General features: G+C 40.7%; 18 protein-coding genes. 13 read left to right on the plus strand and 5 right to left on the minus strand.

Annotated features, from left to right (window positions below):
• The first annotated feature begins 100 nt into the window (after nt 1–100).
• The 8 genes from HUU81_RS15685 to HUU81_RS15720 all read left to right on the plus strand — a co-directional run bounded on the left by HUU81_RS15685 (nt 101) and on the right by HUU81_RS15720 (nt 11,790).
• Entirely contained in the window at nt 101–3,931 is a 3,831-nt protein-coding gene (locus HUU81_RS15685; RefSeq protein WP_199609840.1) for a hypothetical protein, read from the plus strand.
• A gap of 352 nt (nt 3,932–4,283) precedes the next feature.
• Complete coding sequence (locus HUU81_RS15690; protein WP_199609841.1) at nt 4,284–5,258, plus strand: class 1 fructose-bisphosphatase; 975 nt, start codon at nt 4,284–4,286, stop codon at nt 5,256–5,258.
• A 135-nt stretch (nt 5,259–5,393) separates the two neighbouring features.
• The gene (gene ppa / locus HUU81_RS15695) at nt 5,394–5,921 is read left to right on the plus strand and encodes an inorganic diphosphatase (protein WP_199609842.1); all 528 of its coding nucleotides are present in this window, start codon (nt 5,394–5,396) and stop codon (nt 5,919–5,921) included.
• 224 nt (nt 5,922–6,145) lie between these two features.
• Nucleotides 6,146–7,342, plus strand: a complete 1,197-nt coding sequence (locus HUU81_RS15700) for an MFS transporter (RefSeq protein WP_199609843.1) — start codon at nt 6,146–6,148, stop codon at nt 7,340–7,342.
• A 33-nt stretch (nt 7,343–7,375) separates the two neighbouring features.
• Nucleotides 7,376–8,119, plus strand: coding sequence for an ABC transporter ATP-binding protein (locus HUU81_RS15705; protein ID WP_199609844.1), 744 nt, complete (start codon nt 7,376–7,378; stop codon nt 8,117–8,119).
• Nucleotides 8,113–9,417 carry an ABC transporter permease gene (locus HUU81_RS15710; RefSeq protein WP_199609845.1) on the plus strand — a complete coding sequence of 435 codons (1,305 nt, stop codon included), beginning with the start codon at nt 8,113–8,115 and terminating at the stop codon, nt 9,415–9,417. The genes HUU81_RS15705 and HUU81_RS15710 overlap by 7 nt, the downstream gene beginning before the upstream one ends.
• 23 nt (nt 9,418–9,440) lie before the next feature.
• Nucleotides 9,441–9,986 (plus strand): DUF3299 domain-containing protein, encoded by a 546-nt coding sequence (locus HUU81_RS15715; protein ID WP_199609846.1) that lies wholly within the window; start codon nt 9,441–9,443, stop codon nt 9,984–9,986.
• A 184-nt stretch (nt 9,987–10,170) separates the two neighbouring features.
• Nucleotides 10,171–11,790, plus strand: coding sequence for a methyl-accepting chemotaxis protein (locus HUU81_RS15720; RefSeq protein ID WP_199609847.1), 1,620 nt, complete (start codon nt 10,171–10,173; stop codon nt 11,788–11,790).
• A 78-nt stretch (nt 11,791–11,868) separates the two neighbouring features.
• On the opposite strand, the gene HUU81_RS15725 is transcribed toward HUU81_RS15720, so the two are convergent.
• From HUU81_RS15725 to HUU81_RS15745, 5 genes are all read right to left on the minus strand, one after another.
• A complete protein-coding gene (locus tag HUU81_RS15725) occupies nt 11,869–12,423 on the minus strand; it encodes a GNAT family N-acetyltransferase (protein ID WP_199609848.1) in 555 nt (184 codons plus the stop codon).
• Between the two features lie 27 nt (nt 12,424–12,450).
• A complete protein-coding gene (locus tag HUU81_RS15730; protein WP_233520530.1) occupies nt 12,451–12,765 on the minus strand; it encodes an antibiotic biosynthesis monooxygenase family protein in 315 nt (104 codons plus the stop codon).
• 42 nt (nt 12,766–12,807) lie between these two features.
• A complete protein-coding gene (locus HUU81_RS15735) occupies nt 12,808–13,197 on the minus strand; it encodes a hypothetical protein (RefSeq protein ID WP_199609849.1) in 390 nt (129 codons plus the stop codon).
• A 36-nt stretch (nt 13,198–13,233) separates the two neighbouring features.
• Nucleotides 13,234–14,430 carry a Na+/H+ antiporter NhaA gene (nhaA, locus tag HUU81_RS15740; RefSeq protein ID WP_199609850.1) on the minus strand — a complete coding sequence of 399 codons (1,197 nt, stop codon included), beginning with the start codon at nt 14,428–14,430 and terminating at the stop codon, nt 13,234–13,236.
• Nucleotides 14,431–14,533: 103 nt separating this feature from the next.
• Nucleotides 14,534–16,789, minus strand: coding sequence for a bifunctional diguanylate cyclase/phosphodiesterase (locus tag HUU81_RS15745; protein ID WP_199609851.1), 2,256 nt, complete (start codon nt 16,787–16,789; stop codon nt 14,534–14,536).
• Nucleotides 16,790–17,103: 314 nt separating this feature from the next.
• On the opposite strand from HUU81_RS15745, the gene HUU81_RS15750 reads away from it, so the two are divergent.
• The 5 genes from HUU81_RS15750 to HUU81_RS15770 all read left to right on the plus strand — a co-directional run bounded on the left by HUU81_RS15750 (nt 17,104) and on the right by HUU81_RS15770 (nt 23,616).
• Entirely contained in the window at nt 17,104–18,024 is a 921-nt protein-coding gene (locus tag HUU81_RS15750; RefSeq protein WP_199609852.1) for a TIGR03899 family protein, read from the plus strand.
• A 120-nt stretch (nt 18,025–18,144) separates the two neighbouring features.
• Entirely contained in the window at nt 18,145–19,698 is a 1,554-nt protein-coding gene (gene gpmM, locus HUU81_RS15755) for a 2,3-bisphosphoglycerate-independent phosphoglycerate mutase (RefSeq protein ID WP_199609853.1), read from the plus strand.
• A gap of 56 nt (nt 19,699–19,754) precedes the next feature.
• The gene (locus HUU81_RS15760) at nt 19,755–20,939 is read left to right on the plus strand and encodes a murein hydrolase activator EnvC family protein (RefSeq protein ID WP_199609854.1); all 1,185 of its coding nucleotides are present in this window, start codon (nt 19,755–19,757) and stop codon (nt 20,937–20,939) included.
• Between the two features lie 208 nt (nt 20,940–21,147).
• Complete coding sequence (locus tag HUU81_RS15765; RefSeq protein WP_199609855.1) at nt 21,148–22,488, plus strand: S41 family peptidase; 1,341 nt, start codon at nt 21,148–21,150, stop codon at nt 22,486–22,488.
• A gap of 219 nt (nt 22,489–22,707) precedes the next feature.
• Entirely contained in the window at nt 22,708–23,616 is a 909-nt protein-coding gene (locus HUU81_RS15770) for a divergent polysaccharide deacetylase family protein (RefSeq protein WP_233520531.1), read from the plus strand.
• The last annotated feature ends 40 nt before the right edge of the window (nt 23,617–23,656 follow it).

Here is a 23,656-nt window from a genome sequence, read left to right on the forward strand (position 1 = left end):
CTATGAAAGCTCAATAAATCAAATTCGATTACGAAGACATTATAAGTAATGTAAATCATTGATCTAAACCTAGATACAATTATTAATTAAAGGAATAACTATGAAAAAAATCTTACTTGCAGCTTGTGCTTGGGTCATTTACTTGCCTATAGCTCTTGCTGACGGTTATGAAGGCCTTTGGTATGAATTGCCACAATATTTTGATGTTGAACGCAAAATTTCAAAATATTCGGGCGCAATGGGTACAGCTACTAATAAACATAAACCTCTAGCCATATACTCTGACCAATCTAATAAGACTTTTTTTACTTATGGGGGGTTAGATCCGAACAGTAATAATAATATGGCAATCTACGTAGGATGTTATGATCATATACTGAAACAACTATGCAGTAAGCCGACACTTATAACAATTAAAGATAAAGTTGTTGATCAGCACGATAATGCTTCACTTCTTATTGACAAGGATAATTTTATTTGGGTCTACGTCAGTGGAAGAAATACCAAGAGGCCTGGACAACTATATAGAAGTAACAAACAAGGTGATATCAGTCGTTTTGAAGAAATGAAGCTCACAATTGATGGTGAAATTGAAGAGATATCAGACTTTTCTTACCCTCAGCCTTGGCTGACTATCAGTAATAATAAAGTTTTACTCCATACACAATACACAGACGGAAGAGAGCTCTATATTAGACACGAAGATAAAGCTTCGGTAAAAATGGTAAAAGGGGGGCATTACGCTATCTCATATGCTAAAGGCGATCATATCGTTATGGCCTATAATTCTCACGATGAACGTGGAAGAAATGAACATAGTCCAGATGCCAGAACCAACCTATATTTCATGCAATCTTTTGATGGTGGAAGTACTTGGGTAAACAAAGATAATGATCCGCTAGAAATCTTAACCGGAGCAAGGCAACCGCTTGAAAAATTTGACTCAAGAACAGAAATCATTGGAAACTATCGCGAAAGCGGTTATTACGTGTATTTAAAAGATATAAAAATTAATAATAATGATGAAGTATTAATTTTATATTCGTTAGCTAAAACAGCCGATCCTACAAATTTTAGTGACAGCCGATCATTACACTTAAAAACTATCAGCCGGACAGGCTCTGTTGAATCTCAGACTTTGAGTGGTAGTTTATTTGACGTTAATCACAATTACTCTTCTGGCTTTATTGATTTGTTCAATGGAAATATTTACATGCCAACACAAGACAACGAGTCGACTAAGATGTTGGCTGGCGGTCATATCTCTATATTAAATCAAAGTGGCGCCTATATCTCTGAATTAACCAGTGATGGTAGACATCATAATTATATCCGAGATGTTTATAATAAAACCTACCAGAGTGCTCTAGACTTTTCATTTTTTTGGTCAAGTTCCGATCCTGTAAAAAGCACTCAGCGCTTACCCATACATTATTATGGAACAAGTGGGAGTATTCAAACAATGCCAATGTCTTCACTTTCAATGCCAATGAATTTAATAGCGGATCTACATAATGGTGATAATATTAAGCTGACATGGCAAGCCGTTAAAAACGCAGCCTATTACCATATCATAAGTAGTACTGATGGAGGTTCTTGGATATTAGACAGCAAGCAGCACTCACAAAATGAACATGTTTTTAAAGATCTAGATTTGGCTAGATACCAATATAGGGTTAAAGCCTGCAATAGCTTTGACCACTGTAGCTCTTATTCCTCACCATCGAATGCAGTTACTATAACCTCATTGACTCCATCTGTGCCTAACGCTCCTACCGCTGTGCTCTCAAATAGTAATACCATCACTATTAATTGGGATCCGATAGAACACTCTTCGTATTACGTTCGAGAAGTAAGTATTAATAGTGGTAGCTGGATCAACCCAACCACATTTTTGGGAACGAGCGCTGTTTATGCTAACCAGCAAGTTCGATCATACCGTTATAGAGTAAAAGCATGTAACAACAATAATCAGTGTAGTGCGTTTTCAGCACCATCAAGTACCGTGATAGTATTACCTCCTACTCCATCTGTGCCTAACGCACCTACCGCCGTGATCTCAAATGGTAACACCATCACTATTAATTGGGATCCGGTAGAGCACTCTTCGTATTATGTTAGAGAAGTAAGTATTAATAGTGGTAGCTGGATCAACCCAACCACATTTTCGGGAACGAGCGCTGTTTATGCTAACCAGCAAGTTCGATCATACCGTTATAGAGTAAAAGCATGTAACAACAATAATCAGTGTAGTGCGTTTTCATCACCATCAAGTACCGTGACGGTACAACCACCTTATCCATCCATACCAAGCGCCCCTAATGCATCACTATCTAACGGTAATACCATTACTATCACGTGGAATGCTGTTAACAATGCCTCGTACTACATTCGCGAAGTAAGCATTGATAATGGCAGCTGGAAAAGCCCAACCACATTTACTGGAACAAGTGCAGCTTATACTAACCAGCAAGTTCGTTCTTATCGATATCGCGTTAAAGCGTGCAATAGCGACAATTTATGCAGTGCCTTTTCAGCACCATCAAATACCGTGACGGTACAACCACCTTATCCATCCATACCAAGCGCCCCTAATGCATCACTATCTAACGGTAATACCATTACTATCACGTGGAATGCTGTTAACAATGCCTCGTACTACATTCGCGAAGTAAGTATTGATAATGGCAGCTGGAAAAACCCAACCACATTTACTGGAACAAGTGCAGCTTATACTAACCAGCAAGTTCGCTCTTATCGATATCGCGTTAAAGCGTGCAACAGCGACAATTTATGCAGTGCCTTTTCAGCACCATCAAATACCGTGACGGTACAACCACCTTATCCATCCATACCAAGCGCCCCTAATGCATCACTATCTAACGGTAATACCATTACTATCACGTGGAATGCTGTTAACAATGCCTCGTACTACATTCGCGAAGTAAGCATTGATAATGGCAGCTGGAAAAGCCCAACCACATTTACTGGAACAAGTGCAGCTTATACTAACCAGCAAGTTCGCTCTTATCGATATCGCGTTAAAGCGTGCAATAGCGACAATTTATGCAGTGCCTTTTCAGCACCATCAAATACCGTGACGGTACAACCACCTTATCCATCCATACCAAGCGCCCCTAATGCATCACTATCTAACGGTAATACCATTACTATCACGTGGAATGCTGTTAACAATGCCTCGTACTACATTCGCGAAGTAAGTATTGATAATGACAGCTGGAAAAACCCAACCACATTTACTGGAACAAGTGCAGCTTATACTAACCAGCAAGTTCGCTCTTATCGATATCGCGTTAAAGCGTGCAATAGCGACAATTTATGCAGTGCCTTTTCAGCACCATCAAATACCGTGACGGTACAACCACCTTATCCATCCATACCAAGCGCCCCTAATGCATCACTATCTAACGGTAATACCATTACTATCACGTGGAATGCTGTTAACAATGCCTCGTACTACATTCGCGAAGTAAGCATTGATAATGGCAGCTGGAAAAGCCCAACCACATTTACTGGAACAAGTGCAGCTTATACTAACCAGCAAGTTCGCTCTTATCGATATCGCGTTAAAGCGTGCAATAGCGACAATTTATGCAGTGCCTTTTCAGCACCATCAAATACCGTGACGGTACAACCACCTTATCCATCCATACCAAGCGCCCCTAATGCATCACTATCTAACGGTAATACCATTACTATCACGTGGAATGCTGTTAACAATGCCTCGTACTACATTCGCGAAGTAAGCATTGATAATGGCAGCTGGAAAAGCCCAACCACATTTACTGGAACAAGTGCAGCTTATACTAACCAACAAGTTCGCTCTTATCGATATCGCGTTAAAGCGTGCAATAGCGACAATTTATGCAGTGCCTTTTCAGCACCATCAAATACCGTGACAGTGTACTAAGTGGAGGTGTTAAGAGACCTTAGATCATGACTATCAATATAGTTATTTTCGAGCTCCTGCAGTACAAATTAATCTGTCGGACGGCGCTTCGCTTAACCGACTTACAAAAACTGATGTTGGAAAAGTCGTAAGCGCTTTCCAACACTCTTTATAATTTAAAAGACTCTTCTCTTTTCTTACGATGATGTTGTAGCAGCTAAGCTAAACTGCTACGACTAAGAATTTTAACTGAAATTCATTAGAAACTGCGTTAATATTCAGCACTCTGTACCCTAACACACAGAAGAAATATCTTCGTATAACAATGGGCATCAGCCCTGTTAGCCAGCATAAAAAAAAAGGTAGCAACAACATGCGTCAACTCGCTCCAGTGCTGCGCCAAGATGGCGTAAACTCTAATTTAATGTCTTTAATTCAAACCCTGCTGACTGCGTGTAAAGAAATCTCTTTTCATGTGAGTCAAGGCGATTTAGCTGGCATGCTAGGCGCTACGGCAGATGAAAATATTCAGGGCGAGCAACAAAAAAAGTTGGATGTTATTTCTAATCAACTAATTAAAGATGTGTTACTTGAATCTGGTGTGGTGAAAGCTATTGCCTCTGAAGAGGAAGACACGACGGTAGCGGGCGATGAAAATGGCGACTATATTGTGTCGTTTGACCCATTAGACGGCTCATCAAATACCGACATTAACAGCTTAATTGGCACTATTTTCTCGGTGATGAAAGCGCCAAAAGATATTGCCGCGAACGACCCTGCTTTATTTTTACAAAAAGGTCGCGCACAAGTAGCTGCAGGTTACGTGCTTTATGGCCCGTCTACCATGCTTGCGCTTACTACTGGTAACGGCGTACGTTTTTTCACGTTAGATAAAACCCACGGTGAATTTTTAGAAACGCACTCGAATGTGCAAGTTCCTAAAGACACCAAAGAATTTGCTATCAATATGTCTAACCAGCGCCATTGGCAGCCTGCAATGCAACACTACATTGCTGACTGTATAAAGGGCGAAACGGGGCCGCTGGCTAAAAATTACAATATGCGCTGGATTGCCGCAATGGTGGGCGATGTGCACCGCGTATTATGCCGCGGCGGTATATTTACTTACCCGCAAGACACTAAAAATCCAAATAAACCGTACAAATTACGTTTACTATACGAAGCCATGCCAATGGCAATGTTAGTAGAACAGGCAGGCGGACTAGCGTCCACAGGATATGAAAATATTCTTGATATTCAACCATCTGAAATTCATCAGCGCGTTGCGGTTATTTTAGGTTCAAAAAATGAAGTTGAAACCTGTTTGAGTTATCACCAAAAAGCGTAAAAATAACATGAATGGTAGGATTGAATTCGTTAAACTACCCCCCATTTTTTAAAACATTGGCTGTGGCGCTATCCATTTTGATATAACGTTGAAAATAACGCCACAACATTTAAATATTGTTCAAAGGAAATACATATGAGTCTTAATGACGTACCAGCAGGTAAAAACATCCCTGATGAAATTAACGTAATTATTGAAATTCCAGCAAATGCTGATCCGATTAAATACGAAGTAGATAAAGACTCAGGTGCAGTTTTTGTAGACCGTTTCATGGCGACACCTATGTTCTACCCATGTAACTACGGCTACGTAAACAACACGCTATCGCTAGACGGCGACCCTGTTGACGTACTAGTACCAACACCTTACCCATTAATTCCGGGTGCGGTTATTAAGTGTCGTCCTGTTGGCGTACTTAAAATGACGGATGAGTCTGGTGAAGATGCGAAAGTGATTGCGGTTCCAGTTAGCAAACTAACTAAAATGTACGATCACATTACTGACATCAACGACGTAGACCAACTATTAAAAGACCAAATTAAACACTTCTTTGAGCGTTATAAAGAGCTTGAAGCAGGTAAATGGGTAAAAGTTGAAGGTTGGGAAGACGCAAAAGCTGCGAAAGAAGAAATCCTAACTTCTTTTGAGCGTGCTAAAGCCTAAGCAAACAGCCTTCTATTTCCAAGAAGACTAACACCATGATAAAGCTCGCAATTGCGAGCTTTTTTTTGTATGATTCCCGCAGTTTTTCGCACTCCAAATGTACGTTTCTATCGCACCTTAACATACGCTCACAACTTGAAAGCATGTAAGGTATTGTTCAAATAAAAGGGCGATTACAGCCTGTTTTGCTATCTATGCAGTAAAGCTATCATAAGGAATATATAATGAAGTTCCGCGCCTTTTTTGCCCGCCCTGAAAACCTACTACTGCTAATGGCGTTTGTGATGCCTCTCACCTTTTCGGTATGGAATGCATTACTGAACAACTTTGTTATTGAAAAAGCACAGTTTACGGGTAAAGAAATTGGCTTACTGCAAAGCTTACGAGAAGTACCCGGCTTTTTAGCCTTTACCGCTATCTACTTGTTAATTTTTATTAAAGAGCAACGCTTTGCCATTTTATCGTTATTGGTAATGAGTGTTGGCGTAGCGATTACTGGCTTCTTTCCCAGCGTTATCGGCTTGTATCTCACCACTATACTAATGTCGGTTGGCTTTCATTATTTTGAAACGGTTAATCAGTCACTGACTTTACAATGGGTACATAAAGATCACACCGCACACTTTATGGGTAAAGCGTTAGCGGTTAAAGCATTTGCTTCATTGCTGGCGTTTTCTTCCATCTGGCTATTAATGGAATGGCTGCAAGTTAGCTATCAAACTATGTACCTGTTAGCCGGAGGGGTTGGTATTGCTGTCGTTTTCGCTATTTGGCTGATGTTTCCTCAATTTAAACAACCTCATACGCAACATAAAAGCATCATCCTACGCAAAAAGTATTGGCTTTATTACTCACTGACGTTTTTAAGCGGTGCTCGTCGCCAAATTTTTATGGTGTTTGCGGGTTTTATGATGGTAGAAAAGTTTGGTTATAGCGTGGGCGATATCTCGCTGCTATTTGGCATAAATTATGTGTTTAATTTATTATTTGCCGCCAAAATTGGTAAATGGATTGGCAAAGTAGGCGAACGTAAAGCACTAACACTAGAGTACATAGGGTTAATTTGTGTGTTTACAGGTTACGCATTTGTGGAAAATAGCACTATTGCGGCTGGCTTATACGTTATTGATCATTTATTTTTCGCCCTTGCCATTGCAATAAAAACGTACTTTCAAAAAATTGCTGAGCCAGAAGACATTGCCGCATCAGCAGCGGTAAGCTTTACCATTAATCATATTGCAGCGGTGGCGATCCCTGCGTTACTTGGCATATTATGGTTATATTCAAACATTGCGGTATTTATGATAGGTGCGGGCTTTGCGCTATGCTCGTTAGTGCTTTCGCGCAACATTCCGTTTGCTCCTAGCCAGCAGAATATTGTGATGTATGGTAATGACAGGTGGACTGTTAAACAAACTTAGTTGATATAACGTGTAGAACGGGAAAAAAGCTTAATGACGCTGCAACATATTTTATCGCTTTCAGAGGTAACATTTAGCTGGCCAAAGCAAGTTACCCCCACAATTAAGATACCGCATTTAGCAATTAACCAAGGTGAAAAGGTGTTTATTAAGGGTGCGAGTGGCTCTGGTAAATCGACCCTGCTGTCTTTAATAACAGGGATTAATACACCACAACATGGCGATGTAGTATTACTGGGTAAACCCATTAGCCAGTTGCCACAGCGTAAGCGCGATATTTTTCGTGCCGATCATATTGGTTATATTTTTCAACAATTTAATTTATTACCTTATTTGTCGATTATTGAAAATGTGATGCTAGGCTGCCAGTTTTCTCGTTATCGTGAGGCTAAAATCATTAATAATGGCAGTACATTAGTTGATGAAGCAACGCGCTTATTAACCCATTTAGGCCTGCCTGAGGCGCTGCATGCACGCTCGGTAGCAGAATTGAGTATTGGTCAACAACAGCGTGTGGCCGCAGCTCGCGCACTGATTGGCTCGCCCGAAATACTCATTGCCGATGAACCTACTTCTGCCCTCGATTTTTCTGCACGTGAAGCGTTTATGTCTTTGTTACTTACCGAATGCACTAAAAGTAAAACCAGTTTATTGTTTGTTAGCCACGACCCTACATTGCAACATATGTTTGATTACGTGATTGACTTCGCTCAGTTAAATCAGGCCGCAATACACACTCATGTGGGCACAGCGAGTGTAGGGGCGAACGCATGCTAGTATTTAAACTTGCACTGAAGAGCTTACTTAACCGCCGTTACACGGTGTTGCTCACCATGCTATCGATCGCCATAAGCGTTACCCTGTTGCTCAGCGTTGAGCGCATTCGTACTCAAACGAAAGCAAACTTTGCTAATACGGTGTCTGGAACCGACATGATTGTTGGTGCGCGAACAGGTGAAATTCAGTTATTACTTTCTTCTATTTTTCACATTGGTAATGCCACGAATAACGTGTCGTGGCAAACCTACCAACGCATTGCTAACCAGCCCAATGTAAAATGGTCGATCCCACTTTCGCTGGGCGATTCGCATAAAGGTTACCGTGTTGTTGGCACGACTAATGCGTTTTTTCAGCACTACCAATTTGGTAATAAACAAGCGTTAATATTGGCTGAAGGTCACTCTTTTTCTCGCTCATTTGATGTGGTACTTGGTGCAGCGGTAGCCGCAACGTTAAATTATAAAATGGGCGACCAGTTAGTCATGGCGCATGGAACAGGCAATACAAGCTTTGCCATGCACAACCATGCTCCTTTTACTGTGACAGGCATTCTGCAAGCCACCGGCACCCCTGTTGATCGTGCTATTTATGTGTCGTTAGCAGGCATTGAGGCCATGCATAGCACTGGCCACGCCAAAGAAGCGAGTGATCACAAACACGAGCATAAAGATGAAGATGAACACGAGCATGAACATGAACATGAACATGAAAAGCCTACGCAACTGCTGCAAAACCAGCCGCCGCAACAGATCACCGCTTTTCTACTAGGGCTAAAAAGCCGTATTATGACGCTAATGGCACAAAGACAAATAAATCAATTCAAGGCTGAGCCATTACTAGCTATTATGCCCAATCTAACCTTGCACCAGCTCTGGGAAATGATGGACTTAGTAGAGCAAGCATTACTGATTATTTCAGCATGTGTATTGGTATCAGCCCTGATTGGCATGCTAACCACATTGTTAACCTCGTTAAATGAGCGCCGCCGCGAAATGGCAATATTACGCTCGGTTGGTGCAAGGCCTCATCACATTATTATTTTAATGATTAGCGAAGCGTTTCTAATTACCTTGTTTGGCTGCCTATTAGGTATCGCATTACTTTATGTGAGTATGATAGCTTTACAGCCTATCGCTGCGTCAACATTGGGCGTTTATCTAGAATTATCATTTATTAGTCGATTAGAGTGGCAGTTGCTCTCGGTCATTTTAGGCGCAAGTGTTATTATTGGAGCCATACCAGCGTTTAAGGCTTATCGTATGTCGCTCAGTGATGGCATGAACGTAAAGGTCTGATCGGTAACTCATTGGAAAACAACATGACATTTTATATTTTTAAGCAATTAACATTAAGTGCTGCATTTGTATTACTAGCGGGAGTAAGTGCCAGCATTACAACACCGTTTGCTTATGCTGCAAATAAAACCACCGCAACAGTTAGCTCAAACGAAATACAAGAAATCTTCTGGGACGACTTAATGCCCATCGGCTTTGAGCCAGAACAGTCCGCAGTTGATCATGACGCCACAGACTTAGCCAGTGCGCAAATGTCGTTAGATGCACCTGTTGTGGACAGCTTAAATGGAAAGACCGTTAAAATCCCTGGCTTTGTAGTACCGTTAGAAGGGAATGACACTCATGTTACTGAGTTTTTACTTGTACCGTTTTTTGGTGCATGTATTCATGTTCCACCACCGCCACCAAATCAAATTATCCATGTTAAGTATCCTAAAGGTGCTGCTGTTGACAGTTTATATGATGCCGTCGTACTTACGGGTAAAATTAGCACGAAAGGCTGGAAAGGTGATATTGCACAAGTTGGCTACACCATGGAAGGCATCACTATTGCGCCTTATGATGAATAAGTAAACCGCTAAATTTAAGCACTTATTTGCTTAATTTTTATAAAAAAATTCCGTATAAAATTTCGTTATTTAAAGTAAATTTAAAATATTGTGCTATATAAATATAAGCCCTTACTTCTATTCGGACTTTTTGTCTGTTGCGAGTAGTGCTTGAATTATTAGACTTTAACCAACGGAATTTTATATGAACTTTCTGCTCAGTTTAAAAATCGCGCAAAAAATATACATTATTCCAATAATTGGCACTATTAGCTTTCTGATTTACGTACTTATTTCCACTAATACTGCGCTAAATAACGTTGAAACACTACATGATGCACGAGACGTGCGTTTTCCTGTGTTACAAGCTGCTAGTCAAGCCCTTGTAGATATGCAAAATGTAAAAGAAAAACTCGAAAGTGCGGTTACCACAGGCGATGAAGAAGCGCTGAATGTGGCTAATACCTTGGCGCAGAAATTCCAAAAAGAGTTATCAGAAATCAAAGGCAATGCCCCTAAGCTATCCACTGAAGTCAGCAATATTGAGCAGCACTTTAACGCCTATTATGAAATGGCCTTTAAAGTCTCTCAAGAAATGGTCAATAACACCGCTGACTTTTCAACTCTGGCAGAACGCTCTAAAAAAATGAATGAGCACTTTGATACTGCCCTACAACAACTCAGTAAATTTCGTGATACCCAATTAGAACAGTTCAGAAGTACTATTCAAGGTGCTACTGATGAAGCACAAAACATGATTGTGATTGGTGCAATTATGTTTGTGGTCACCGCTCTATTGTTATTTATGACTGCTTATCCTGTGGTACGCGGTATTTCTAAAAGCATGAACCAAGTTATCACGTCATTAAAAGATCTTGCCGAGGAAGATGGCGACCTTACGGTGCGAATTAAAACCAGTAATAAAGATGAAATTGGTGATTTAGCATTTTGGTTCAATTCGTTTATGGAAAAACTGCAAGAGGTGATTCGTCAAATCGTACAAATTACTATTCCCCTGTCTGATTTAGCGCAGAAACTAAACCAACTGACAGAAGAAACCAACCATATCATTGCACAACAAAAACAAAGTGCTGAAAGTGCTAAACATGCCGTAGACAGTATGAGCATGAGCGTGGCCGATGTTGCTGCGAATGCAGCCGAAGCAGCCTCCGCCGCGAATGACTCAAATACAGCTGCTGAGCGTGGCCAAAATACGGTTAATCAAACCGTTTCTAGCATTAGAAATCTAGCTAGCAACATTAGTGAAACCGCTGAGGTGATCCAGCAGTTAGAAAACGACAGTACACAGGTTGGCGCTATTTTAGATGTGATTAAAAGCATTGCAGAACAAACCAATTTGCTGGCATTAAATGCTGCCATCGAAGCCGCACGAGCAGGAGAACAAGGGCGCGGATTTGCAGTTGTTGCAGATGAAGTAAGAACCCTTGCGTCACGCACTCAAGAGTCTACCGCTGAGATTCAAGCAACCATTGAGCAGCTACAAACCGCGGCGCGCAGTGCGGTACAAAAAATGTCGAACAGTACTTCTGAAGCGGAGTCTAGTGTGGAAACCGCAAATAGCGCGGGTTCTTCATTACAAGAGATCACCAGCACAATAAGTAAAATTAGCGAAATGAATACATTCATCGCCAAGTCCACCGATGACCAACAGCAAGTTTCTCAAGATATCGTTAGCAACGTCGATTTAATTTACGGTCATACTGATCAAACTGAAAAAAGCTCTGAGCAAATTTCCAATGCCAGTGCTGACTTGGCTGAACTTGCTCAAGATCTCGAAACCATCGCGCGACAATTTAAGGTGTAAGGCAGGCTAGAGTTGGATTATGGGCAACAATAGCGCTTAGCTAATACCGCTAGTACAGCTACTACGTATTTTGTTACATCAGCATGACACTGTATGGGCATCGCTAAATTCACTTTGCAATATCGCAAACAAATATTCGTCGCCCCATTCGCCTTTAAAAAATACATTCTTTATGAAATGTGCTTCTTGCCGAAATCCCAACGCACGAAGTAAACCACAAGAGGCGTCATTTCTCACGTCAGTAATAGCAATCACTCTGTGTTTGTTCATAGCGTTAAACAGGTAAGTTAATACACATCGAACCGCCGTTTTAGCGATACCAAGCCTTTGAAATTGCGGTGCAATAGTAAAACCGATTTCCACTTGATGCTCATCAATAAAGTGTACTGCGACATCTCCCGCTAATTGCTGCGTATGTTTATCAATGATCGCGAGCTGAAACCACTGCTCAGCCGCTCCGAACGCATCGTAATGAGTGCTTTCAAATAGCGCAATAGCATCATCAAGGTGGTACTCATGCCAGCTTTGGTACTTAGCGATTGAGGGGATCGCTCTATAGCGCGCAAACGCGGGTAAGTCGGCACTCGTGAATGGCCTAATAATAAGATGTTGAGTATTTAATGTAGGTGCCATATGTTGTCCTTAACATGTTTATTGTATTTAGCTGGCAGAAAATTGGTAAGCGCGTTTAATTTCCACAACTTCTACTGTATAAGCCTTATACCAATGATGCTGCCCATGCGCTTGTGCTAGCGCGTGTTCAGTATCGGACTTCCATTTCTTAATCGCAGCTTCATCATGCCAATAAGAGATAGCGATTTCTTCTTGCCCCTCAGTGACCGCTGTAAAGTCGATACAACCATACTCAGCGAAAGCTAGCTCGCGCATTTTTGTCGCGGTTGTGAGGTATAAGTCGTATTCTGCTGCACTTATATTAGGGTTCATGGTTGCTTTAAAAATCACTGCGAACATCATTTTCCTCTTATTATTCGTTCAATTTAGAACATGTTGGCGTCATTAAAATAGAACAAGCCAATGCCGAATGCCTATAAACAAAAACACCAACAGCCCAAGCCAGCGTAAATAATAATTTAACTTGAGCTGGCTTAATGACATATAGTTAGCACACAGTTCTGATGCTTGATAGGGAAAGATCACTAACGCAAATGCGATACCGGGAAGTATAAAGCTCCATGTACCAATTATTTGCCTTTGATAGCCTTCATCTACTATTAACGTTAAAAAAGACTCAATACCGCAGCCTAAGATAATAAACACATAGCTAATTAGGCAAACACACCCCACTATTTGAAACGTTGCTAAAGACTGTTTATCGACTGAATAAAAGTCACGATAAAAGTGTAGTGCTAACCACAATGTAGGTAGCACTAAACAAGCTAACAACATAATCGCCAAGAACATGAGATTGATATTGTTAAGGGATTACTTTGCTACTGGTGCAACTTTAGGTAACGACTTAGCCAACACTAAGTAACCTAATATACCCGATGCTAATGAGCCAATAATAATGCCTAGGCGCTCATCAAAGAGTAAATTTACGCCTGTTTCTTCGAATGCCAGTGAACCAACAAACAAACTCATGGTAAAGCCAATACCACATAGCGCAGCCGTACCGAATAATGAAGCCCAATTCATGCCTTTAGGTAGTTGAGTCATATTCATTTTGATTGCTAATCCGCACAAACCAAAAATACCCACTAATTTACCAATAAATAAACCTAGTGCGATGCCAATTGGCACATCATGTAACACTTGCTCTGCACTTATTCCTCGTAAATTTAACCCCGCATTGGCAAAAGCAAACACAGGTAATACAAAAAATGCGACGATTGAATGCAAATCGTGCTCTAGTGTTTTTAATGGGGATAATTTAGGGAACTCTTTTGATCTCATCGGGATAAACATTGCCAATAACACACCCGCCAAGGTGGCATGCACGCCTGACTTAAGCATTGCGGCCCACATAATAATGCCAATTAATATATACGGGCTTTTTGAGATCACATTAGCCCGGTTCATCATTGTTAAGATTGGAATACAAATGGCGACTGCTATTAATGCTGCCATTGATATTTTAGAAGTATAGAAAAAGGCAATAATCAATATTGCGCCAATATCATCAAATATGGCTAACGAGGTTAAAAACACTTTTAGTGTGACTGGCACTCTTGAACCTAGAAGACTTAACACACCTAAAGCAAAGGCGATATCCGTCGCCGCAGGTATTGCCCAACCTTTTACAGCAACGGGATCATCATAATTGAAATACACATAAATAAGCGCTGGCACTAGCATGCCACCTATTGCACCTATGCCGGGCAAAATAATGTTGCGCTTGTCAGATAGCTCCCCTTCTAGTAACTCTCGCTTGAGCTCTAATCCTACTAAAAAGAAGAAAATGGCCATTAAGCCGTCGTTTATCCATAATAACAATGGCTTAGCAATATTAAAGGTGCCAATGGTAATGGCGACGGGCGTAGATAAAAACAGTTTGTAATATTCATGTAGAAAAGTATTAGCACATACAATAGCTAGCAAAGCAGAACAGATTAATAGAATCCCCCCCGCAGCTTCCATTTTAAAGAACGAGCTAATAAACGATTCCGATTGTGTGTTCAAGGTTGTGTCATCCTATACTTTTAAAAAATTGCTTTTTAGTTTTCGTAATTATTGTTACAGGTAATGTTATGCTTTAAAAGCATTTTTATAGATTGTGAGGTATTTAATTGCCCTCCTCTTCGTCCGATTTTTTTCTTGCTAATAAAAAGCTTTTTAATTCTTGCGATGGCATTGGCTTGGCGTACATAAACCCTTGTACTTCTTCACACCCCATATCGCGTAATCTTTTTTCTTGCACTTCGGTTTCAACCCCTTCCGCTATCGTATGCAAGCCTAACTTTTTACCTAACTCGATAACTGTTTTGGCAAGAATGTCCCCTCCTTTTGGGTTTTCAATGTCTTTTACAAAGGCGCGATCTACTTTTATACGATCTAGCGGTAACTGTTGTAAGTAACTTAAAGAAGAAAACCCGGTACCAAAGTCATCTATTGCCACGCTCATGCCTGTGGCTTTAAGTTGCTGTAGTGCACTAATTACCATGTCAGGCTCATCCATTACGACACTTTCTGTAATTTCTAATTCAATACGATGCTTAGGCACATCATGGTGCTCTAAAATTTCCATTACCCTTGGCACAAAGTTAGCACTTCTAAATTGCGGCATAGACACATTGACAGAAATACGAATATCATTAAAACCCAGTGCATCAAGGTGCTTAACTTCTTTACATGCTTCTTCAACCACCCACTCGCCAATTTTAACTATCAAGCCAGAATACTCTGCCAACGGCACAAATACCGCAGGTGAAATATAACTGCCGTCTTCTGTTGGCCAACGTAATAGCGCTTCAACCCCAATCACTTTTTTTGATGCTAGCGATATTTGGGGCTGATACCAGAGTTGTAATTTTCGCTGGGAAAAATCTTGCCTTAATTGACGAATGACACCCAAACGCCACGCCGTTTCCTCTTCCATTTCTAACGAGTAATACTCGTAATTTTTATGAATATCTTTTTTAGCGCGATTTAACGCTATGTTAGTTTGCTTTAGAATGGATAGCCCAGAACGAGAACTATTTTCTTTACGACAGAAGCCGATTGATAAATTAAGCTGTAGATAATGTTCGCCAGCCTTAAATGGCTCTTGCGTTAATTGAAAGAAAAATTGCGGAGTCAGCTGCTCTTCTTCGCCTATTATCGCAAACACATCAGGCCCTACCCGTGCAATGATCCCCCCTTCGGCCACACTTTCGCGCAAACGTTTAACTAGCGCCAGTAATAATAAATTTCCAACATCATGCCCTAATCCATCATTAATGTCTGAAAAATGATCTATGTCGATTAATACAAAGATATCGCCTTCAATTTGGTTGCGCATGTACTGATCAAGTAAGTTGACTACTTCAGTACGGTTGGCTAATTTGGTGAGTCTGTCGGTATACGCCGCATGACTAAGTTGCTGTATATGATTAACGTTGTCGTAACCAATACTAATATTAGCTAAAAATACTTGTAATAACTGCAGCTCTGTTTCTTCCAGCACCACACTTTTATCAAAATAAATTGCTGCTGCGGTGTTGTTGCCTTTTAAATATAATGTAACGTCAAATTCAGTAAAAATATGCTCGTGCTGCTGCAGGCATAGCGTCACCTGATTTACCACACTTGCGTCATCTACTTGATCTAGCTTAATGTCGCGAAAAGGCTTATATTTTCCTGATGCCGACACCACAAAGTTACCACTTGGCAATTCTTCTTCATCTATGATCTCTTTTACAGCAGAGCAAAACAGCGCATTCGGGCTAAATTTAAACATCGAGTGAATATGTGTTAATACACCATCGGCGAATAACCCAACCGACTGTTTGTCCATTAACTCAGTCGATGCTGCAATAATATCTTTGAGCCCTTTACGGCCATATTCTAGTGATTTTATTTGAGTATAAGAGCGGATTGCGGCAATTAAGCTATTGGCGAGTTTTTTTCGTGTTAGCTCTGTTTTGGTTTTATAGTCATTGATGTCATATTCAGCAATTATATGTTCTTCAGGCGCATAACCAGGCTGACCCGTTCGTAAAATAATACGTGTGGAGTGAAGCTTGAGCATTTCTCGCATTGCGCGAACAACTTGTAAGCCTGAGTCATCCTCTTCCATCACTACATCAAGCAGCACAACCGCAATATCATCATGCTTCGACAAAAACTCTATGGCTTCTTTACCGGAATGCACCCCATGAAACGCTAACTTTCTATCGAATATAATCAGATCGGAAAGCGCAAGGCGGGTAACCGTATGAATTTCTTCATCGTCATCAACAATCAAAATATTCCATTCGTCACTCACTTCGTGTTGAATTTCATCTTCAGATTCGTCTTCTACCAAAAACAACATACCTTCTTTTTGCATTGCTGACGCCATTAAGTTGTTATTCCCAATCTATCCGTATCATAAATATAAAAAACACGTATATCTTTCTTTTACGCATTTTTTCACAGTTAGACCACTTTTATATATTACTAAAGCCTAATTTCTGAAAGCACTCACCCAAACAATCAACTTTAAGTATATCCATAAATATCAATTTCTGTAGCTATTCGCTAACAATATATAAAATTACATTTTTTTCTTAATATGGTTCGCTAATCAGCCGTTATTAATACAGAATTATTTATTTTCTGCATAATATGATAAAACTGTAGCACGCTTATACATACTTGATTCGAGATGGCTCAATGACCAAAGTATCTAATCTTAGCAGCGCCGATAAATTAATGAACTTAATTGGAAAAAATTTAGGTTCTGAGTCGATCAAGCAAAAAGCGCCTACAGGCTCAACTAGCACACAAAAAGCCTCAAGTGGTACCAGTCAAACTAATAATGCTAAGTTAACCTCGCAAGCTAATGCCAGTGGTATTAACGTACAAACGGTATTTGATCCTAGTGGCCCAAGTATTTTGCAACGAGCCAATAAACGCAAACAAATTCAAGAAGCGCGTAAACAACATAATATTGAACGTATTTTTGCACTAGCGCTTAACTATAATTTAGATACCCAAAACGAAGAAAATATCGACCCAGACTGGTTTAACCATTTTATTACGCTAGCCGAACAAATATCTTCACCAGCCATGCAAGAGCTTTGGGCAAAAATATTGGTTGGCGAACTATCTTTTCCAGGCACTTTTTCATATAAAAGCCTGCAATTACTAAAGCAAATGACATTAAAAGAAGCCAATTCTTTTCAACATGTATGTAAGCTAATATGCAAAACTAAACGCGATAAAGGTGGCAAGGTGATATTTGGTTACTATCGCAAACCATCTTTATTTAATTTACTTAACCCTAAGTCAAAAAACGTGATGAACTTAAGCAAGTTTGGCTTTCCATACACTGATTTACTCACCTTATCTGAAGTTGGATTGTTATATCAGTCGGAAATTGAGTCAGGAGAAATCGATCAAAAAGAAGGATTAGTACTACATTTTGCTACCAGCACCTTAGCATTAAAACCTAAGTCAAACGGCTTAGTGCTTACTTACTTCAAATTAACTCAAACTGGCTATGAGCTTTCCAAATTATTGCGCCCTTCTGTTAATCAGCGCTACCTAGATGAACTAAAACAAATGCTCGAAGAAGTATTTAAAGTTAGCTAAGCGTTTCTTAAAAAGCGTAGGCCTTCAAGCGATTTAAAAAAGCACAAAAAACAGGTAGTATTTAGCCACTTTAAATTACCGTACGCATTTGTACATTTCAGTGTGCCAATAGGGATTTGTATGTCAGTTAGTAAAAAGCCGCTTGTATTACTTATTTTAGATGGTTGGGGTTACCGTGAAGACGCCAGTCATAATGCCATTCACCATGCTAACACCCCTGTTCTTGATAAATTATGGCAAGACTGCCCACATGCACTGATTTCTGGCTCAGGCATGGATGTGGGTTTACCTGACGGCCAAATGGGTAATTCTGAAGTCGGCCATGTTAATTTAGGTTCGGGTCGTATTGTTTATCAAGACTTTACGCGCATTTCAAAGGCCATTGACGACGGTAGTTTTGCACAAAATACGGTATCTTTAGCTACTTTGGATAATCTGGCTAAATCAGGCAAAGCATTACACTTAATGGGCTTGCTGTCCCCTGGTGGCGTACATAGCCATGAAGACCATATTATTGCCATGATGAAACTCGCAAAAGACCGCGGTGTTAAACAAGTATATTTACATGCCTTTCTTGATGGCCGTGATACGCCACCGCGCAGCGCAAAAGCGTCACTTGAAAAAGTACATAACTGTTTTGAACAGCTTGGTAACGGCCGTATTGCGTCCATAGTTGGGCGCTACTATGCCATGGATCGCGACCAGCGTTGGGATCGCATTGAAGCTGCATACAATTTAATGACTCTGGCTGAAGCGGAATATAAAGCCGACAATGCACTAAACGCTTTAAGCGCAGCTTATGAGCGCGATGAAAATGATGAATTTGTAAAAGCGACCGTCATTCAAGCAACCGATCAGCCAAGCGCCACTATTGATGATGGCGATGCCGTTATTTTTATGAATTTTAGGGCCGATCGTGCTCGTCAAATGACACGCACTTTCGTCAATACAGCATTTACCGAGTTTAACCGTAAAAAAGCACCAGCATTAAGCCAGTTTGTAATGTTAACTGAATATGCCGATGATATTGACGCTGCAATCGCTTACCCATCTGAATCACTGGATAACGTGCTAGGCGATTGGTTAGCAAAACACAATAAAACACAGTTACGCATTTCTGAAACAGAAAAGTATGCTCATGTTACCTTCTTTTTTAGCGGCGGCCGTGAAGAAGAGTTTGATGGCGAGCAACGTATATTAGTGCCTTCACCAAAAGTTGCTACGTATGATTTACAACCAGAAATGAACGCCCCACTGCTAACCGATAAATTGGTTGAAGCGATTAAGTCACAAACTTTCGATGTGATTATTTGTAATTATCCAAATGGTGACATGGTTGGTCATACCGGTAAATTTGACGCCGCCGTTGTCGCCTGTGAAGCCGTTGATAAAAGTGTGGGTCGTGTGGTTGAAGCATTAAAAGAACATGGAGGAGAGTGTATTATTACCGCCGACCATGGCAATGCAGAGCAAATGCTGAGCGAAACGTCTGGGCAAGCGCATACCGCACACACCAGCGAGCCAGTGCCATTTATTTATGTTGGCCGTGACGCAGAGGTTGTACAGCAAGTGGGCAAGTTAAGTGACATCGCACCTACTATGCTACATATTTTAGATATGGAACAACCAACAGAAATGACTGGCCAATCGATGATAACGCTGAAGCAGCACTAATGTTGCTGGCGTAGCGTTACTTACCTAATGCAGTTGAACAAGGCGAGCATAATAGTGTGTTAAAACTTATTCACCGTTTACACAAGTCCGTACTTCCTAGCTGGAGTATGCTCGTCATGTTCAGTGTATGCATTGCTTGTATTACGACTGCTCCAAGTGTATTGGCACAAACGCTTGATAAAACGCATCAACAACAAAAGCTAGATGAAGTTAAGCAGCAAATATCTGAACGCAATAAGTTAATAAAAAAGCAGCGTCAAGATCGCGCCTCATTAAGCAAGCGCCTAAAAACCGCTGAGCAAGAAATCGCTACCGTTGCCAGAGCGCTTAACGGCACCAATAGCAACATTGCCAAGTATCGCAACGAAGTTGATGCACTCCAACAACAGAAAAAACAACTTATCACTGAGCAGCTTCAACAAGAAAAGTTACTTGCAGGACAAATAGCCAGCGCGTATATGTCTGGCAGTCATGATTACAGCAAGATGCTGCTAAACCAACAAGAACCCAGCCAATTCGAGCGCATGTTAAGTTATTATCAATACTTAAATAAAGCACGGTTAGCGCAAATAAGCGATCTAACTCACACCATAACCGAACTTGAAACAGTCACTAAAACGCTCGCCAATAAACTTTCTGAGCTAAATTTATTAAAGCTCGAACAACAGCAGCAACAGCAAAACCTGCTAGCCTATCAAAAAGATAGAAAGCGCACCCTTAAAAAACTCGATGCGACGTTAAACAGCGAGCAACAAAAATTAGCCCAACTGATTGAAAGCGAAGAAACAATCCGTAAAGCATTAGAAGCAATGCGTAACGTGACCAGCGAAGCTATCGAGTTAGCCGGATTAAGTAAACTGAAAGGCCAATTACATTGGCCAAGTAAAGGGCAAGTGAAGCATAAGTTTGGCCACCGCAGGAAAGGCCGTTTACGTTGGAAAGGCACACTACTTGCGGGAAAAACCGGCACACCAGTCACAACTGTCCATCAAGGTCAGGTGTTGTTTGCTGATTGGTTAAATGGCTTTGGCTGGGTGATTGTGATTGATCATGGCGACGGCTATATGAGTTTATATGGTCATAACCAAACCTTACTGAAGTCAGTAGGTGAAAAAGTAGAAACTGGCGAGCCCATCGCACTGGTGGGTCAAAGCGGCGGACAAACCGAACCTAGTCTATACTTTGAAATAAGACACAAAGGGCAAGCATTAGATCCCGCAACATGGTGCCGTAAAGGTTAACGATCTCAAGCCTTTAAGCCTAGCAACAGTAGAAGTTCACAGCGTAGCTGCACGCTTTTACTAGTAGGTATTCTTATCACTGAGGTGGTTAGAGCCGTGTCCTGTACACCAATGTGGTGTTTCTTATTTCGTTATTCGATAGCTAAAAGCATTGTTGCAATATGACGTATGCAACCATCATTGCTATCGAGATAGGGTGGAAAGGTTTATGTTAAAACTGTCGAAGCATACCCTGCTATATGCCTTACTACTTGTATTTTTTGTCATTTTTATTTTCCTGCCTGCCAATGCTAATCCCCCTAAAGATACAGAGCATACAAACAATGCGACGCATCCTAGCCGTCAACTTGAAGGTGCTAGTGCGTCATCATCCGAGCTGCCCAGTACCATTGTCACTCCTGTTACGTTAAGTCAAATTCTTTACCAAATAGATACTTACTACGTTGAAGATACCAATAGCAACGCATTGCTGCATGCCGCCATTCAACATATTTTTAGCCAACTTGATCCCTATTCAAGCTTTCTCGACGAAAAAGAACTAAGGCGACTGCTCGACATCACTGAAGGCAAATATAACGGTTTAGGCATTGAAGTAGAGAAACGTGGCGAGCACATGATTATTATGAGTTCTTTAGCAAATTCACCAGCTGAAATAGCAGGCCTGCAAAAAGGCGATATCATTTTGAGTGTGAATGGTGAAACTACCGAAGGCAAAGAAATTAGTGATATTGCGCGTATTTTACAAATACATAAAGATCAAACAATAAATATGCTTGTAGCCCGTGACGCCTACCCCCACCCTTTATCGTTTGACGTGACACAAGCTGACTTAGAAGTACAAAGTGTACAAAGTGAATTACGCGACAACGATATCGGCTACATCAAGCTCTACTCGTTCCAAAATCATACCACCGTAGAGCTCGCAAAACATATTCAAGAATTATTACTCAACAATGAAAACTACTTAGCTGGATTAGTGCTCGACTTAAGAGATAACCCGGGTGGCGTGTTAGAAAGCGCTATTGGTGTGGCAGACTTATTTCTTAATGCAGGCACTATTGTGAGCACTAAAGGACGCTTTTCTCAAGCGAACAATTTATATTATGCCACGCCCGGCGATATTTTAAGTGGTATCAATATGGTGGTGCTAATTAATAATGGCTCAGCTTCAGCCGCAGAAATTGTTGCTGGTGCATTACAGGCACATAAACGTGCAATTTTATTAGGTGAAAAATCTTACGGTAAAGGTTCCGTTCAATCTCTCATTCCCATTAATCAAGGTAAGTCGGCCATTAAACTCACTACCGCTCTTTATTTAACACCCAATGGGCAGTCTATTGATGGTGTGGGGATCAATCCTGATAAAGTTATTCAACAAAAAATTGCGCATGATGTACTTAATCAGTTAGACAACAGTAGCAGCGGCTTACCCAGTGGTAAGCAACTTGCCGAGTTTGACGCACAACTGATCGAAGCTGAAAAAGAGCTGAGTAATGCAAATGTAAACAAGCGTAATTTAAGTAAACATAGTACGCTAAATAATCATTAAAAGTGATCTTTTGCCAAGCTTAACTGTCGTCATCATCAACAATACACGTTACACTGAGCAACAATAATAAAGACGTAATCACATTGAAATTATTAGCTATACCGTAAATCAGTCTACAAGGATGATAGCAACAATAACTCGATGCTGTTTAATGAAAGCGTATTACCCTAATATTTACTAATAAAAATACGCTAAAAATAAAAAATAATAAGAAAATACGTGCGCTTAAAAAGAACAACACTTATATCTGTTGGCATGTTGCTGTGTGCTTTTAATGCATTTGCCAATAACACTAACGCGACAACTGATCACACTGCTGTCGGTAGGGTTGCCATTGTCATTGATGATCTTGGATACCATCATTACGATATGCAAGCAGTTGAACTGCCTGGACACATAACTGCGTCCATTTTACCTCACACGCCTTATGCAGAAAAAATTGCTAAACACGCTCAACAGCTTAATAAAGATGTCATGCTGCATATTCCGATGGAGGCAATGAGTGGTAAAGCCCTAGGGCCAGGCGCTCTTACTGCTGCAATGAAAAAAGACGAAGTAATTTTGTCATTAATGCGGGCAAAACAAGAAATTCCATTTGCTGTGGGTGTGAATAATCACATGGGCAGCCGACTAACCGCTATGCAACAACCAATGCAATGGACAATGGAATTTTTGCGCAAACATAATATGTTCTTTTTAGACAGCAAAACCGTTGCGCACAGTAAAGCCGAAACAGTAGCCAAACAAAATGGCGTTCATGCTCTGCACCGCCATGTATTTCTTGATAACATTCAAACAGAACAAGAGATGCTGAAAGAGTTTAAGCGAATGATCCGCATCGCACAACGCTACAAGTCGGCAGTTGCGATTGCACACCCCTATCCTGAAACCTTTACGTTTTTAAGAAAGTATCTACCTGAGCTAAAGTCAAAATATAACGTAGATTTAGTACCTATTTCAGAGCTATTACCTCAGCCAAACAATATATTATTGGCCAGAGCCGAAAACGGCAGTACTAAAAATAATCGTCCTGACAATCATAGTGCGACTAAAGCCCCCAAACCGTCTACCATTGAAGCGACTAAAGTGAGTCGTCCGGTCGTTAAAAGCGGGCTGGCGACAGAGTAAGCTAACCTGCACTCATTTTATTTTGGAGTAACGGCAGGGT

This window comes from Flocculibacter collagenilyticus, from assembly GCF_016469335.1.
GTDB classification, from domain to species: Bacteria; Pseudomonadota; Gammaproteobacteria; order Enterobacterales; family Alteromonadaceae; genus Flocculibacter; species Flocculibacter collagenilyticus.